We start from the raw sequence: 17,203 nt of genomic DNA, 5'->3' as shown, positions 1-17,203 counted from the left end.
TTTTAAAGTATTGTATTAGCCATTGAAGTGTTCAAGATAGAATCGAAATCCAATGACATTTCTTTTTCTAACATTAATAATTTAATATGGGGTTTTTGCTCCGTAAGCAACAATAACTCCTGAAGACGCACTTTAGGATTCGTTACTATACCTTCGAGCAATATTTTGAAATGCTCCAATATATTAATTATTGCTGCTGCATCAAAGCGGCGAAAATCATAATTAATTCCAATCGTCAGTTCTGAGCCAGGATACCCAACTATATTTAGAGGATAGTTTGTTTTGTAATAGCTAGTTTGCTCAGAGATGTTTAGACTTCCCCATTCTTGCAGAAACTTGCCTGTTTTTTGGTTCTCGAACACCACAAAGCTCTCAAACAAAGGCACATTACCCAGTACTTTACTGCACTTTTGAATATCTACCAGTGGAGAATACTCATACTCTCGAACTTCTATCAATTTAGTTTGTAATTGCTGAAGCCAAGGTAATAAATACTCCTCCAAATCTATCTTGATGTGGACTGGTAAGGTATTAACCATTTCCCCTACCATTGACTCCGATCGCTCTAAATCTACTGGGCGACCAGAAGTAGTACAGCCATAAGTTACATCTTTTTTGCCACTGTAGTGACTAAGGAGTATGGCCCAAACTCCCTGAACTATTGTATTCATAGTCAGGTGATGCTGTCTTGCTAATAAATCTAGATTTCTTGTAGTTGCTTCCGATAGACTGATTTGTATATCCTCGTAGCGTTCTTCTAAATTGGACAAGTTGTTTGAGTATAGGTTAGTTAGGGGAGTAGGCTCTTTTACTTCATTGAGTTGCTGTCGCCAAAATTCCTCTGCTTTGGATAAATCCTGCTGTTTCAACCATTTGATGTAGTCTTTAAAACAACTGCCGTCTGCTAAGGGTGCATCTTGACCCCGACAATATGCTTCATAAATTTCAATCACATCATTTAATACCAATGGATATGACCAACCATCGAGAATGATTAGGTTGCTACTCCAAACAAGATAATAAACATCTTCTTGAATCTGGATTACAGCCACACGCATTAGAGGTGCTTGGGAAAAATCAAACCGCCGCAAGCGATCGCTGTTGATAAAAGACTTTAAACGCTCTTGTTGTTCTAATGGATCGAGTTCCTGCCAATCCTGGTACTCTACAGGTACTTCTACTTGCCGATGCACAACTTGTAATGGTTTATCCAATTCTTCCCAATAGAAGCTGGTACGCAAGATTGTGTGTTGAGTTGCTACTTGCTGCCAAGCGTATTTAAAAGCAACAACGTTCAGATTGCCACTAAAAGTGTAGACAAACTGTGAATGATATAATCCCATTTCTGGAGTGTGCAAACCGTGAAACAGCATACCATGCTGTATTGGAGATAGTGGGTATATATCTTGAATATCTTCTTTCATAGTGTTTTATTTTTACTCCCTCGGTTGATTTTCCCTAAAAACCGATCAAGGTCTTGTTGATTGAAGTCTGCTTCTGGAAAGTCAGAAGGTGTATATCCTCCGACTTCAGGAGAATGACAATGAGTCATGAGTATTTGCAACGCTTCTACAAACCCTTGCGCTAATCGTTCAATAGTGCTTCGTCGATGTATTTTTTCGCTGTACGTCCAATCCACTCTCAACTGGTTATTAACTACCAAAGCGTTGATATTGAGCATATAGGTCTCGCGGTTGCAAAGGCTGCGCGTTTGTCCTTGGGAACCTTGAGAGATTTTAAATATTGATGAGTCGGAAAATGTTTGATCGAACTGACCTAGATAATTGAAGACCACCTCAGCTTGTGGAAGCGATCGCAGTGACTCTACTCTGGCAGTATCCTTACTAAGGTAACGTAAGACACCATAGCCCATCCCCTTATTTGGAATGCTCCGCAGCTGCTCTTTTATCAATTTCAAAGCTTCTACGGGATGAGAGATTTTTCCAAAATCTAACAGCACAGGAAAAATAGATGTAAACCAACCTACTGTGCGCGACAAATCGACATTATCAAAAATCTCTTCCCGCCCATGACCTTCCAGAGCTAGTAATAGGGAATTACTGCCAGTCCATTGAGAAAAAGCTTGTACTAGTGCCGTGAGCAAGACATCGTTAATTTGTGTATTGTAAGCTTTTGGTACTTCTTTTAGCAAGACTTGAGTCTGTTCCCCAGTCAAAAAAATTGAGATATTCTGAGCCGAAGCCACTGTATTGTCGCCGTCAGAAAAATCGACTGGCAAAGGAGCAATTTTTTGCCAAGACTCTCTCAGCCAATAGTCCCATTGTTGCTGGAGAGTAGCTGATTGTGCATATTCCTGTAGACATTCCGACCAGTATTTAAACGAAGTTGTCTTTGCCGACAGTTGCACTTTCTTGCCTTGGTTCATCAGTTGGTATGCTGTTTCCAAGTCCTCCAGTAAAATTCGCCAAGAAACGCCATCTACGGCTAAATGGTGGATGAGTATCAGCAGACGACTTGATCGCTGCCCTAAGTTAAATAGAGCAACTTGCATCAATGGGCCTGCTGAGATATTAAGACTAGCTTGTAATTTGGTGGCAGCTGCTTCGATGGCTAGTTCTTGTTCGCTTTCTGACAAGACAGAAAAATCCAAGTGTATCAAGGGGACTTCTACATCAGGGCTAGCTATAACTTGCTGCCAGCCAGACTCCGTTTGCTCGAATCGCAAGCGGAGAGCATCATGATGTAACAGTAGTTGCTGTAAAGATTTTTCTAATACAGCTAGGTCAAGAATTTGTTTAACTTCTAGTAAGACTGCTTGGTTCCAGTGGTGGGGTTCGAGTAGATTCTGTTCAAAAAACCAGTACTGGATTGGTGTGAAAGAGGTTAAACCTGTGATCAGTCCTTGTTCAGCTTGATAGACCTTTTTCGTAACTGCTACAGTTGCCAAATCAGCAACTGTTTGATGTTGAAATAACTGTTTAGTGGTCAATTGTAGGCCAGCCTTGTTAGCTCTGGTGATAACTACAATGGCAAGGATGGAATCTCCACCTAACTCAAAAAAGTTATCGAAAATACCTACTTTATCCACACCAAGCACTCCTGCCCAAATTTCAGCCAGCTTGGCTTCTACAAAATTACGAGGTGCTACTAGCTCTTTGTCTAATTCAGGTCTTGCTGTATCAGGTGCAGGTAGTGCATTACGATCTACCTTTCCATTAGGTGTTAATGGTAACGTCTCTAGCATCACAAAAGCTGCTGGAACCATATATTTTGGTAGCTTTATCTCTAAAAAGCCACGTAGTTCAGCAATTGTTGGCATTTGCTCAGATATTGGGACTACATAGGCTATTAAACGTTGAGAATTTACTAAATCTGAGCGAACTACAACTACAGTTTTTTCTACAAGGGGGTGTTGATTTATAACAGTTTCAATTTCCCCCAATTCAATGCGGAATCCTCGTATTTTTATTTGGTTGTCAATGCGACCCAAATATTCAATGTCTCCATTCGGTAAATAGCGGGCTAAATCACCAGTTTTATAAAGGCGTACTCCCAATTGATCTCCAAAGGGATTAGGAATGAATTTTTCCGCAGTCAGTTCTGGGCGGTTGAGGTAGCCTCTTGCTAGTTGTTCGCTGCTGATGTGCAGTTCTCCGGGTATGCCTACGGGAACAGGTTGTCCTCTACTGTCTAATAGATATATTTGCGTATTAGCGATCGGGCGACCAATGGGAACAACTTGTTGATTAATACCGCGCTTGCAAGTCCAGGATATTACATCGATACAAGTTTCAGTAGGGCCATAAAGATTATGCAATTCTGCATCTAAATTAGCAAAGAAGCGTTCTTGAAGGGCAACAGGCAAAGCCTCACCCCCGCAAAAGACACGTTTGAGAGATTGACAATTCTCAATACCACCATGAGCTAAAAGCATTTGCAGCAAGGACGGAACGAGCTGAAGAGTAGTAATGTGCTGCTCGATAATTGCTTGAATTAGATAATCACTGTCCTGATGTCCCCCTGGTCGAGCCATAACCAATTGTGCCCCTACCAACAAAGGTGCGTAAAATTCCCAAACTGAAGCATCAAAGCTAAAGGGAGTTTTTTGTAGGACTTTATCTACTTGTGTGAGGGGGAATTCTGATTGCATCCAGAACATGTGATTGCAAATTGCATGGTGCGGAAGCATTGCTCCTTTGGGTTTACCTGTAGAACCAGAAGTGTAGATAACATAAGCAAGGTTATCGCAAGTGATGTTACACACAGGATTTTGTGTATTTTCATCGGCTATTAGTTTCCAATAGCGATCAATGCAAATTACTTTAATTTTGTGATCTGGTAGACTTTCTACTAGCTGCTGTTGTGTTAATAAGACTTTTGGTTGGGAGTCTTCTAACATATAAGCCAAGCGTTCTAAAGGATAACTAGGGTCTAGCGGTACATAAGCACCACCAGCTTTAAGGATGGCTAATAGACCGATGACCATATCAAGCGATCGCTCTACACAAATCCCGACTAATACCTCTGGTTCCACGCCCAGCTTTTTCAGATAGTGCGCTAGTTGATTTGCTCTAGCATTCAGTTCGTAGTAGGTTAGTTGTTTATCCTCAAATACTACTGCTACTGCATCAGGCGTGCGTTCTACTTGCGCTTCAAACAACTGATGAATACATTGTTGTTGAGGATATTCAACCTGAGTGTTATTCCACTCCACTAGCTGCTGATGTAACTCATCTGCCGTTAATAGTGGTAAGTCAGATAATCTTGCTTGTGGATTTGCAACAATCCCTTCTAGCAAAGTACAAAAATGCTCTACTATCCGAGTAATTGTTTCAGCATTAAACAAGTCGATGTCGTATTCTAAGCAGCCCCTCAACTCTGGCTCTGCGTTCACTATATGCAGAGTTAAATCAAATTTGGCAGTCTGACCGTGTGTCGGGAGCCAATTTAGAGTCAAACCAGGTAGTGTCAGTTCCTTTTGAGTGTCTTCCTGCCAAGCAAACATTACCTGAAACAAGGGCATATGACTGAGATTTCTATCTGGCTGAAGTTCTTCCACTAATTGCTCGAAAGGTATATCTGCATGAGCGTATGCACCCACACACACCTCGCGGACTCTATTCAACAATTCTAAAAAACTTGGATTACCAGAAAGATAAGTCCGCAGCACAAGGGTGTTGACAAAAAAACCAATCAGCCCTTGAATCTCACTTTGGTTGCGGTTAGCAATTGGGGAGCCAACACAGATGTCTTCTTGCCCTGTGTAACGGTACAGTAAAGCTTGAAATGCTCCCAGTAGCGTCATAAATAAGGTTACTCCTTCCCGATTGCTCAGGGATCTGAGCATATCAGTTAGGCTTGCTGATAACTCAAAAGAAGCAACTGCGCCTCGAAAGCTTTGGACTGCTGGCCGTGGGCGATCTGTGGGCAAAGCCAAAGTAGAAGCATTTGCCAATTGTTGCTTCCAATAATTAAGTTGCGTCTTTTGTAATTCGCCTTGTAGCCACTGACGCTGCCAAATAGCAAAGTCTGCGTATTGAATAGAGATATCAGGGAGGGGAGATATTTTGCTGGTGGAAAAGGCTTCATACAGTACTGCTAATTCACGGATTAACACTCCTATAGACCAACCATCAACGGCAATGTGGTGAATCGTGAACAGCAGCAAGTATTCTTCGACACCTGTTTGTAGCAGCATGACTCGCAGCAACGGGCCAGTCACTAAATCAAAAGGTTTTTCAGCTATCTCTGTTGTTAACCGCTCAACTTGTGCATGTCTTTCCACTTCTGGCATCGAGAGCAAGTTTACCAGTGGCAGAGTAACAGTTACAGTAGGATGAATAATCTGAACTGCTCGTTCTTCAACTATCTCAAAAGTAGTACGTAACGCTTCATGGCGTCGCACAATCTCATTGAAACTTCGCTCTAACGCATCCACGTTAAGCGCACCTACAAGCTGTACACATGCTAGTTCACTGTAGTAAGGATTGCTAGGATCTAACTGTTGGAGAAACCACAGCCGTTGTTGAGCAAAGGATAGGGGAGCAGGACTAATTTGAGAACGTTTTGAAATAACCTCTAATTGAGAGTGAGAGTCGATTTCACCGCGCAATCGCTTTTGGAGAAGCTCCTTTTGAGCGAGCGAAAGCTTTGACCGTCGTTTGAAAATTTCATCTTTTTTTATATCCATAATCCCCCCTATCAAACTACGAGAACTAGCAATGCTTTTTAATCTATAACTTTGACCTTTATATACTCAGGGATAGGCTGTATTCGCGTTAGCTCATTTTCTAAAATTAGCAAATCTCCACTTTGATCAATTTCCTGAAACCCTGCAAATTTATAAGATATATACATCATTCGATTACGATTATTAGAAACAAACTCAGCCTGCAAACGAACATTATTGTTCTTAGCCAATGTCATAATATGATTTAGCATAATTGTGCCGACTCCTCTGGACATAACTCGACAAGACATCAACAAAAGTTTTAGAGTCCACACAAGCTCTGAACATTCCACAAGAGCTAGTCCAATTTTTCCATAACTACCATATTTATCTTCTAAACTAGCAATCAGTATTTTATGTTGATCAGATTTTCGGAAATGATTCAATTCGTTATATGAGTATGTATAACCAGTTGTATTTAATTGATTAGTTCTTAATGTTAACTCTTCGGCTCTTTGTAAATCATCTTCTTGAGCAGTGGAGATAGTAAAAGTCATATTAAGTTTAGCTAAAAACTCATCTTGAGTCCCAATAAATTCTTTTTCAGAATTATTCCGCTCAATATCACTAATATACATTAGTCTTCTCAGTTTGGAATCCTCTGTAATAAAACGAGGATTCATTTCTGGCTTATCTAAGAGATGCGTTAAATCAGTTACATTAATACAAAGTACTTCAGGAAGTGCAAAATTGACTTCTTCAAGTTCAAATAATTGGTCATCGATAAAGGCAAATGCATCAATACCAAGATTGAGTGACTTAGCAATTTCTTGAATAGAACTTGATTTGGAGTTCCAATTTATTTGAGGATAGAGAAAATATTCGTGCAGCCCAAACTCCTGAATTTTCTCCATAGCTCTGGCATAGTCATTTTTACTGGCAATGGACTGCAAAATACCTCGAGCATCTAATATTTTGATAATATCGACTACCTCATTTCGCAGGCAAACACAGTCATCCTCTAATAAAATACCATCCCAAAGCGTGTTATCTAAATCCCAAACTACACATTTGATAACTTTTTTATCGATTTGTTGATCATTTGAAATTTCAGTGTTTGTGCTAATCATATTCTCACATCATTGCCAGTAAGTTTTGAGAATTGACGGTGGAACTAGGTTTTGATATATACTCCTGATAACCGTAATCAGCGATGGCAATCTGTTGTATTTGTGTGCTTCCTTCAATAATTTCCATGATTTTGGCATCTCGCAAATATCTAGCAACTGAATATTCATTAGTACAACCATTAGCCCCATGAATTTGTACGGCATTATTTGCCACTTGAGTTGCTGTTGTAGATGCAAAATATTTGGCAATTGAAGTCTCTGTTATGGAATTGGGGTCGCCAATTTCTTTGAGATAGCCAGCTTGATAGCACAGTAATCTTGCTGCTTTGACATTGACTATCATCTCGGTAATCATTTGCCGAATTAATTGGTGTTCTTTCAAATAAACACCGAACTGCTTTCGTTCGCTTGTGTACTGAATACAGGCTTCTAGACAGGCTTGAGCAATACCTACAGAACCCCATGCCACACTATATCTTCCATAATCTAATGCAGAAGAAGCCACATAGGAGAAACCAAAACCCAATCTGCCTACCAGATTCTCTTGAGGAATTCGACAATCCTGAAAGTTTAATTGAGCGAGCATTGAAGCCCGAACACCCAACATCCCCGAAATTGGTTGTATTAAAAGTCCTGGACTATTTTTTTCAACCAAAAAAGCAGAAGGTTTTCCCGAATATTGGGCAAATACCAAAAAGACATCAGCAATTTGTCCGTAGGTAATCCATTTCTTCTGTCCATTCAAAATATAAGAGTCACCAGAAAGTGTTGCTGTGGTTTCTATGCTTTTGGCATCACTTCCTACGTTAGGTTCACTTAAAGCAAAAGCAGCTATAACTTCACCAGATGATAATTTTGGCAGCCAATACTCTTTTTGGGACTTATTACCCCATCGACAAAGAGCATAAGCAACCATGCTATGAACTGTGAGCAAACTCCGTAAAGAAGAACATCCTCGTCCAATTTCTTCATTAAGAAGACCATAGGTGATCATATCCATATTTTTGCCACCAAATTCTTCGGGTATTACAGCACCCAAATATCCTTGATGAGCAAACTTTTCTATAAGTTTTGGGGAGGTATACTCTTCTTGGTCGGAGGAATTTGCGTGAGGTACAACTTCTTTGTTGACGAAACCTATAAATTTAGATTTATCATCTTTTTGTTGAGATGTCAACTCAATTTTCATGATGATTACTTGGTTGTTGAAAATAGTTGTGAATTTTATATTTGTTCATTTTGGGGCAACAAAAGCTGTCTTGCGTTCAACTAAACGAGTCATAGAATTTATAGTTCTAAAGTTATCAAGCTCCAGGTCTTCATTGTCAATATTAATTTGAAATGCTTGTTCAATAAATAAGACGAGTTGCATAGCAAACATGGAATTGACAAAACCAAGTGCAAAAATATCTTCATCTAACTGCAAATCATGATTTCGGAAAAATCGGGACAAAAATTCTCTAATTTTTGCTTGTATTTCTGACATGTTTTAATTCCCCTTGACTTTCAGGATGACTAGGGAGTTTGTTTTAATATCCAATTTCAAATTGCTCCATTGTAAGTATAAAAACCTTGCCCATTCTTGCGACCATACAACCCGGCATCTACCATCTTTTTCAGCAATTGACAAGGCCTGTATTTGCTGTCGTTGAAACTTTCATACAAAACTTCGATGGAAAAAAGAATCGTATCCAATCCAATTAAGTCAGCAGTTTCTAGGGGGCCCATTTTGTGACCAAAACAGGTTTTGAAAATTCTATCTACTTCTTCCACTGAAGCAACTTGGTCTTGTAGTAAGAAAATTGCTTCATTAATCGTCAACATGAGAACTCGGTTAGAAACAAAACCTGGCGAATCATTGACGAGGATGCTTTCCTTACCCATCTGAGCCAGTAATTCTTTAGCTGTTGAGATTGTTTCATCACATGTGTGATACCCGCGAATCATTTCAACCATCGGCTTTATGGGAACCGGGTTCATGAAATGCATACCAATCACTTTATCAGCACGCTTAGTTAATGAAGCAATGCGAGTAATGGGAATAGCAGATGTATTAGCCGCAAATACAGTTGTTTCTGGACAAATCGCATCAATTTGTGCGTATACCCCCTTTTTAATATCCCACTTTTCGGTGACATTTTCAATCACAAATTCTGTATCTTCAAGAAATTTATAATTCGTAGAAAATTTAATTCGATGCAGAATGTTGTCAGGATTGTCTAGTTTGTCGTTTTTATTGAAAAAACCTTGAAAACGGATATTATTTCTGATTTGCTTGTTAGCAGATGACAAAATTTCTTCAGAAATATCTACTAAAATCACTTGATGACCAGTTTGAGCAAGGTTTTGGGCTAACCCAATTCCCATTACACCTGCTCCGACAACACCGACAGTTTGAATTTTCATAATTTTATCCTGCAATGACTAACTTTTTTGATCTAGTTTGACAATTGCACATCAAGAGTTTTGTTAATCTCTCCAGTTACACTTGCTTCGTTTCTAGATAATTGTTCTAACTCTTCTATGAGAATTTCTTCAATCACCAAAGCTAATTCATCAATAGTGGGAGCTTCAAAAAGAGAACGAACAGGTAGTTCTATTTGAAAAGTTTTGCGAAGCTGAGAAATAAGTACAGTTCCCGTCAGAGAGTCTCCCCCTAAAGCAAAAAAGCTGTCATGAATACCTACTGGCTCTATACCCAGTAACTCTTGAAAAACTTCAACTAGTTTTTGCTCTACATCATTACTAGGAGCAATATAGGCATTTTTTAAATTTGGTCTAGAGTGACGAGAAGATAAATTAACTGTTTGGACAGTAGTTTTTTGTTGTAAAGGCTTTAATCTAATCCATTGGTCAATTCTAGATTGTAAATTACCAGTTGAGACAACTATTTGATAATATTGACTCCACAAAAGAATCTGTTCAAGGGCATTAATACCTTCTAAAGGTTCGATGGCGAATTCAGCCAAACTTGTATTAGCAGGTATTTGTGAATTGTCTACTGCAAACCGCCATGCATCCCAGTTAATGCTCATCCAAGGAATAGGATTTCTCTGATTGTGCTGGTAAGCAAAAGCATCCATAAACAGACTTGCTGCTGAGTTGCTAACAGAGCCTAATCCACCTAAAACTGAGGTTAATGAAGACATTAATAGACAAAAATCAAGCTTTTGAGACTGCAAAACCTTTTCTAATACTAAGAGTCCCTGTTGTTTTTGTTGAAATTGCTGTTTGCACTGGGTTGAGTCTATCTCTGTAATAGGAAAAAATGAATTTTCTAGAGCTATCTTGACTGTATGAAACACGCCGTTGAGTTGACCAAACTGTTCTTGTGTTTGAGCGATCGCACTTTGCATTTGTGCTACATTTACTACATCAGCACTCTTGATTAAGACTTTTGCACCCAGATTCTCCAGTTCTTGTACTTTCCGTATCTTGCGACTGATGTTATCTTGCTCATCGTGAGTTGTCAGCCACTCTGACCAATCCTGTTGGTTGGGAAAATCCTCAGCTTCTAAAAGCAGCAGTTTTGCCTGTACTGTCTTTGCTAAATGTTCAGCTATTACAAGTCCTATGTCTTCCAGTCCACCTGTAATTAAGTAAACTCCTTTTTCTCTTAAACTGGGTGTATCCGAGACGTTTGCATCTAATTGGACAGACTCAAAGGTTTGCACCCAACGTTCCAAACCACGGTAAGCAATAACTGAATCAGAGGAATTGGCTTTAAGTTCTGTCAGCAGTTGTTCTACAAATTTCTCTTCTTGCCAACTTCCTGCTGAGGGAATAGCAACATCAATGCTACGACATTTTATATTTGAATATTCTTGTGGGATGACCTTAACAAGTCCCAGGAGAGTTGCTTTTTCTGGGCAGAGATTTTCGACTCCGGTTACTGCTTGCATATTGTTGGAGATAACTACAAGCTGTAACTCATTAGTAAAGTTCTGTTTTTCTAGTGCTTGTGTCAACAATAACAAACTTTGGAATCCTTCTGCTGTGTTAGAATCTGCAAGTTCTGACTGGGTTACACTCCACAGATGAATAATTCTTTGTGGTATGAAGTCTTGGGCGCGAAGTTCTTTGAGTAGGGTATTGTAATCATCCTGTTGTTGAGGCGCTATTGTATATGCACACTTGCCCAGATGCTTCTCGGAAGATTCGCTTTTGCTGTCAAATTGCTCCCCAACTCTGACGGTAATCACATTATGACCTTCAAGTTCTAGTCGCTTCACGATTTGAGCACCTAACCCATACTCATCAACAAATATTAACCAGCGTTCTGCTTGTTTCACCTGACCGTTTGATTGTGGTGGTAGCGAACGTTTCCATGAAGGGATGTAGAACCAGTCAGCAATATTGGACTTTTTACCAAATGAAACTTCTTGCTGTTCATGAAGGAATGCTGTAAATGCTGCTGGTGCTTTGGGCGTTGTTTGTGTAGTAGCCTGAGCGACAATTATGTGGTCTGTGAAAGGTGCGAATTCTGAGAAGGCTGTCACCTGCACAAAACCATGAGATTTGAGTTCTTGTTGCCACTGCTCTTTGGATAAAAAGGGATTGCACATATTGCGATCGCTTTCTGGATTCTCTATCGGATTCATCAGCAGTGCGTCAATGAACTCAAATTCCAAACGGGGTTGAGTTGTTTCCCAAAACAGAAGTAAACCTCCAGGAGCAAGTAAAGAGCGAATGCGATCGAGAGTTTCTCCAATATTTCGAGCAACGTGCAGCACTTGGAAAGCTACAATTACATCAAAACTGTGACTTGAGTATCCTTGTTCTTGTAGTGATCGCTCAAGGTCTAGCAATTGGTATTCAATAAATGGATAATCGCTAAATTTCTTCTTAGCTGCATTCAGGAAAAAACCTCCCACATCAGTGAAGGTATAATTAGTTTTCTCTGATGGCAATATAGGTAATAACTCTGCCGTGCCAGTACCAGTTCCAGCGCCAAGTTCCAGAATTCTGAGATTAACTTGAGGTGGTAGTGCTTTTGATACCTGTTCTAGGCATACCCGAATGATTGAGTTGTAGTACTTATTTTCAGGCAATTGTTGGACTGAAAATTCTCCTGACTTTAATAAGGTAGAAACATGGAACTCTAATGGTTCTTTTTTACCAGTCAGCAGAGACACCATATTTTCGCCATACAGTTGCAGCAAATCTATTTGTTGCGGTGTGTCTGCCCATTTGGCTCTGACTTCTACCAAAAGCTCATTAACAAAATCTATTGATATTGGTAAAAAGTTAGTAAACAGCCTTTGTTCTTCATGTAACTGACCTTGCTCTACCAATATTTCTAGCCATCGACTGAACAATTCTTTATAGGAAGGAATAATCTGACATTGGTCATACAATTCTTCCAAAGAATACTGTTTAGTAGGATTGCTAAAAGCTCCTAAATGTGCTGTTGTAAGATTAATATAAGCAATACATAAACGATCTAAACACTCTCTTTTCTCTTGAGAAATTTGCTCGTCAAATTCCAAAGCTCCTGCACTAGCTTGGAGTTGACCAGCTTCTACCAAAGATTTCCAAAGCTCTGATGCTGTTAGCTTGGGCTGGAAATTTCTTTGTGCAGGTAACAATTTTTGTGGTTCAATCCAATATCTTTGTCGCTCAAAGGGATATGTTGGCAAGGGAAGGCGGTATCGGCGCTCATGGGCATAAAATCCCGACCAATCTATCTTGATTCCCTCAAGCCATAGTTGTCCTAATGTGTTGAGGATGAAAGTAACGTCAGATTGTCGCTCATAAGCATAGCGCAGCGAGGATAATATTACCTTGTTATCATCAGGAACATTATCTAAACATTGCATTGCTAAACTGCTTAAGGTCTGTCCCGGGCCTACCTCTAAGAAAATTGGACTATGTTGTGTCCATAACTGATTTACTCCATCAGCAAAGCGCACGGGTTGGCATAGATGCTGTGTCCAGTAACTTGGATTTGTGGCTTGATCTGCTGTAATCCAAGTTCCGGTAACGTTAGATATATAAGGAATTTGCGGTGGTTTGAGGCTGATAGTTTGCACCAGTTCGGTGAAAGAGTCCGCGATCGCCTCCATCATGTAAGAATGAAAGGCGTGGGAAGTCTGCAATTGCCGACAGGCTAACCCCTTAGCACTCAACTCGCGTGCCAATTCCTCTACAGCTTGTGTAGTTCCTGCAAGCACACATTGGAATGAGCCATTGACTGCTGACAAGGAAAGGTTTTCATTCAAGAAAGGTTGCACTTCTGACTCTGTTAAGGGAACTGCTAGCATTGCTCCCCCTGGCAACTCTTGAATCATTTGCGCTCTTTTGGCAACAAGAGTAATCGCATCTTCTAGAGACAATACTCCTGCTAGAGTTGCTGCGGTATATTCACCAATGCTGTAACCAATCATTGCTACCGGACGAATGCCCCAGGACATCCATAATTGAGCTAAAGCATACTCAATAGCAAACAGTGCTGGCTGAGTGAGGTATGTCTGATTGAGTTTTTGGGCGGCGGGATCTGGTGATTGGCGATCGCGACCAAGCATTTGGCGTAAATCGATACCTGATTTTTCTTTTGTTGCTTCTTGCTTGGCGGAGGAAGTAGGATAAATAACTTCTTTGAGATTCAGTCCCAACAGAGGTTCAAACAACGAGCAACAGCGATCGAGGTGTTCGCGAAAAGTTGGTTCAAATTGGTATAATTCTGAACCCATGTTGACATAATGAGTTCCTAAACCAGTAAACATAAAGGCTACTGGGCGCTCATTCATGTCCTGAGTGCTAGTGAGGACTCGTTTGGGATTTTGGAGGGCTGCGATCGCATCTTGAGTATCTTGACAAACAACTGTCCGCCGATGACTCAAACCATGCCGCCCAACTTGCAATGTATAAGCTACATCCGCAAGGTTAATTTCTGGGTGCTGTTCCAGGTGATTAACCAAATTTGTAGTCGCCGTCTCTAAAGCAGAGCTAGTTTTAGCAGAAACTACCAGCAATTGATACTTTCTCCCCTGCTCCCCTGCTCCCCTGCCCCTCTGCTCCACTTCCGGTGCTTCTTCTAAAACAACATGAGCATTAGTCCCTCCAAGACCAAAAGAACTGACCCCAGCGCGGCGTGGTGTCCCGTTTGTTTGCCATGCAGATAGTTCGGTATTAACGTAAAAAGGGCTGTTGGCAAAGTCTATTTCAGGATTGGGTTCTTCAAAATACAAGCTGGGTGGTATTTGTTGATGCTTTAGAGCTAAAACAGTTTTAATTAAGCCCGTCACCCCAGCAGCTGTATTCAAATGGCTAACATTAGGTTTAACGGAACCGATCGCACAAAAACCCTTTTTACTAGTTCCGGCACGAAACACTTTTTCTAACGCCCGAATTTCAATCGGATCGCCCAAGGCTGTACCAGTGCCATGAGTTTCAATGTAGGTAATGGTATCAGGATCAAATCCTGCGATCGCTTGAGCTTGGGCAATCACTTCGGCTTGACCTGCGACGCTCGGTGCTGTATAGCTGACTTTTACTGCACCATCATTATTAATAGCTGAACCTTTAATTACCCCATAAATATAGTCGCCATCCGCTACGGCATCCTCTAACCTCTTCAAGATCACAATCCCCACGCCTCTGCCAAAAGGGCCACCTTGGGCTTTAGCATCAAAGGCGCGAGTGTGAGCATCAGCAGAAGCCATCCCGCCAGTTTGATAGAAATAACCTTCTATTTGGGGAGTTTGGATAGCGATACCACCAGCCAGCGCCATATCGCACTGGTAACTCAGTAATCCTCGGCACGCCAGATGAACAGCTACTAAGGAGGTGGAACAAGCTGTACCAACACTAATACTTGGCCCTTTTAAATTTAACTTGTAAGAAACTCGTGTAGATATAGAATCCTTATCATTGCCAAGGGCAATTTGCATGTTCAGCGATTTGAGCAAGTCAGGGTGTGAGGCGAGATTATTGAGCAGGTAAGTACTCAGGTTGCCCCCAGCATATACACCAATCAGGTTATTGTCTGATTTTGGGTCATAACCAGCATTTTCTAAAGCTGACCACGCACACTCTAAAAAAACTCGCTGTTGTGGGTCGAGAATCTCAGCTTCTCTAGGAGAGTAGCCGAAGAATGAAGCGTCAAACATCTCGATGTCTTCTAGCACAAACCCAGCTTTTACATAGTTAGGGTCTTGTAAACAAGCTGGATCTACGCCTTGTGCCATTAAATCTTCATCATTGAAGAGTGAAATAGACTCTACACCATTGCACAAATTCTGCCAAAATTGAGCCACATTTTTGGCTCCGGGAAACCGACCTGCCATGCCAATTACGGCTATTCCTTTCAATCGATTACTCATACACTCTCCTCCTGAGCCTCATCAGATCCATTTCTTCTTCAATTGCTGCTTCTTGCCTCTTGGCACGCTCTTGGGCTTGCTCAAAGGCTGGCTGTTCATTTTGTGTCTGGCTGAGATATCCTGCCAAGACATTAATGGTGGGATATTCAAATAAGTCAGCTGTGGAGATATCACAGTTTAAAGCAGCCTGCAATTTACTGCGTACCTGTACCATGAGGAGTGAATCGCCACCTAGCTCAAAGAAGTTGTCGTGGATACCTACTTGTTCGCTGCCCAGGAGTTCTTGCCAGATAAAAGAGATTTTTTGCTCGATTTCGTTTCTGGGAGCAATATAAGTCGTACTCAGTTCTGGTCTTGAATACGTTGGTTTTGAGAGGTTATCTTTGTTTGTAGCTTCTGGAATGGGTGAGTAACTCACGAGATCCGGCTTGATTTGGAGTCGAAAATCATGGGTTGAGACCAAAACTTGGGAAAGCGTATTTTCCAGAATCCGGTTGAACGCTTCTATCCCCTCAGCAGATGATAACCCCTGCTCAAGCAGCTGTTTTTGATACGTTTGGGCAGGTGTGACAGATTTTTTCGGCTCTCTAGAACTGAAAGCTACAGGTACTTTAGTGTCTTTGTTTTCCCCAATAGATAGAGAGTCTTGATTTTCCAAAGATACAACAATCTTACCAATATGCTTCGCTCTTGCCATCTCTTCAAAAGCACGAGCCACAGAATCAATGGCAAAGACCTGATAAGGCAAGGGTTGAAAATTCCTCTCGTGGAAATGTTGTACTACTTCGCGCCACAGGTCGCTAAAGTTGGGAAGTTGTCGATCTACGTTAATAGCAAAGAACGATAAGCATTTTGCAAAGACTTTTAGACCTAGTTGGCTGTTATTGAGAATATCCCGCTTACCAATTTCCAGAAAGCGTCCGTAAGGTGCTAATACGTCTAGACTTTTGGTCAAGAATTCTCCAGCAAGGGAATTCAAAACTACGTCTACACCCTTGCCATGCGTGCGTTGCATCACTTCCTCAGCAAAAGCAACAGACCTAGAATCAAAGACATGTTCAATCCCAATCGAATGCAGAAACGCTCGCTTCTCTGGATTACCCGCCGTGGCGAAGATTTCTGCTCCTACCCACTGAGCAATTTGAACTGCCGCCATGCCCACTCCACCAGCCGCAGCATGAATGAGAACGCGATCGCCTTTACTCAACCTACCTAATTGCATCAGGGAATAGTAAGCTGTAGTAAATGCTACAGGAATTGTTGCCGCTGCTTCTAAACTCAAATGTTTGGGTTTGAGTGCAACTGACAAAGCAGAAGTCGTGAGGAATCGGCTAAAGCAACTATCGCCAAAGGCAATCACTTCATCTCCAATTTCAAACCCCTCAACGCCTTCTCCTAATGCAACTATTTTTCCAGCACACTCCAAACCGAACTTGAGATGAGCATCAGTTGGGATAGGAAGCATTCCTAGAGCCAGAAGTACTTCTTTAAAATTAAGACCAGTTGCACCCACCTCAATTTCTACCTCTCCTCGACCTGCTTGCTGTCGCGATCCTGATTGAAATGTCAAAGTATCTAAAGTACCAGGAGAAGAAATTTGCAAACAGAAGTTTTGGCTT

The 17,203-nt window shown here is 41.0% G+C and carries 8 protein-coding genes; all 8 read right to left on the bottom strand.

The features are described from left to right. Nucleotides 1-2: 2 nt before the first annotated feature. Genes HWQ44_RS19430 through HWQ44_RS19395 form a run of 8 tightly spaced genes read right to left on the bottom strand, consistent with a single transcriptional unit; the run spans nucleotide 3 to nucleotide 17,154 of the window. A complete protein-coding gene (locus HWQ44_RS19430) occupies nucleotides 3-1,424 on the bottom strand; it encodes a condensation domain-containing protein (protein ID WP_292721829.1) in 1,422 nt (473 codons plus the stop codon). Next, nucleotides 1,421-6,151 (bottom strand): non-ribosomal peptide synthetase, encoded by a 4,731-nt coding sequence (locus HWQ44_RS19425; protein ID WP_292721826.1) that lies wholly within the window; start codon nucleotides 6,149-6,151, stop codon nucleotides 1,421-1,423. Before HWQ44_RS19425 ends, HWQ44_RS19430 begins: the two co-directional genes overlap by 4 nt. 38 nt (nucleotides 6,152-6,189) lie before the next feature. Next, the gene (locus HWQ44_RS19420; RefSeq protein ID WP_292721824.1) at nucleotides 6,190-7,260 is read right to left on the bottom strand and encodes an HAD family hydrolase; all 1,071 of its coding nucleotides are present in this window, start codon (nucleotides 7,258-7,260) and stop codon (nucleotides 6,190-6,192) included. Nucleotides 7,261-7,264: 4 nt separating this feature from the next. After that, on the bottom strand, nucleotides 7,265-8,449 hold the full coding sequence (locus HWQ44_RS19415) for an acyl-CoA dehydrogenase family protein (RefSeq protein WP_292721821.1): 1,185 nt from the start codon (nucleotides 8,447-8,449) through the stop codon (nucleotides 7,265-7,267). 45 nt (nucleotides 8,450-8,494) lie between these two features. Then, nucleotides 8,495-8,746, bottom strand: a complete 252-nt coding sequence (locus HWQ44_RS19410) for an acyl carrier protein (RefSeq protein ID WP_292721818.1) — start codon at nucleotides 8,744-8,746, stop codon at nucleotides 8,495-8,497. Between the two features lie 56 nt (nucleotides 8,747-8,802). Continuing rightward, nucleotides 8,803-9,666, bottom strand: coding sequence for a 3-hydroxyacyl-CoA dehydrogenase NAD-binding domain-containing protein (locus tag HWQ44_RS19405; protein ID WP_292721814.1), 864 nt, complete (start codon nucleotides 9,664-9,666; stop codon nucleotides 8,803-8,805). Between the two features lie 32 nt (nucleotides 9,667-9,698). After that, on the bottom strand, nucleotides 9,699-15,584 hold the full coding sequence (locus HWQ44_RS19400; protein ID WP_292721811.1) for a type I polyketide synthase: 5,886 nt from the start codon (nucleotides 15,582-15,584) through the stop codon (nucleotides 9,699-9,701). Next, nucleotides 15,577-17,154 carry a zinc-binding dehydrogenase gene (locus HWQ44_RS19395; protein WP_292721932.1) on the bottom strand — a complete coding sequence of 526 codons (1,578 nt, stop codon included), beginning with the start codon at nucleotides 17,152-17,154 and terminating at the stop codon, nucleotides 15,577-15,579. Before HWQ44_RS19395 ends, HWQ44_RS19400 begins: the two co-directional genes overlap by 8 nt. Nucleotides 17,155-17,203: the final 49 nt, after the last annotated feature.

Source organism: Nostoc sp. JL34 (genome assembly GCF_017114945.1).
Classification (GTDB): domain Bacteria; phylum Cyanobacteriota; class Cyanobacteriia; order Cyanobacteriales; family Nostocaceae; genus Nostoc.
Note: the sequence above shows the minus strand (reverse complement) of the source record. Positions and strands in the feature narration are given on the sequence as shown.